The following is a 293-nucleotide window of genomic DNA, read 5'->3' as shown; positions in this document are numbered from 1 at the left end:
GGGCGGGGTGGGCAGCGAAGTGTTCACCTACACCCTGACGGATGCGGACGGAGACGTGAGCACGGCGACCCTGACCCTGACCATCAAGAACGACGATGACGGGGTGACCATCACCAACCTGACGCCCAAGGGCGAGGGCGGGGATGTGAAGGTGTACGAGGACGACCTGCTGGCGACCCGCGGCGCGAACGAGTCGGCGGGGTCGGACAGCAGCAAGGAGTCGACCACGGTGACGGGGGACTTCACCATCAGCGCGCCGGACGGGGTGAAGACCCTGAGCGTGGGTGGCATCA

The 293-nt window shown here is 66.9% G+C and carries 1 protein-coding gene; it reads left to right on the top strand.

The window, feature by feature from the left end; all coding sequences use genetic code 11:
• The coding region (locus J9889_RS20440; RefSeq protein WP_210557905.1) for a hypothetical protein at nt 1–293 on the top strand (293 nt) is incomplete at both ends.

Origin of the sequence: Aeromonas sp. PrichA-15 (assembly GCF_017939245.1) — a bacterium.
In the GTDB taxonomy this organism is placed as follows: Bacteria; Pseudomonadota; Gammaproteobacteria; order Enterobacterales; family Aeromonadaceae; genus Aeromonas; species Aeromonas caviae.
The sequence above is the reverse complement of the archived record's forward strand: the minus strand, read 5'-3'. Positions and strand labels throughout refer to the sequence as shown.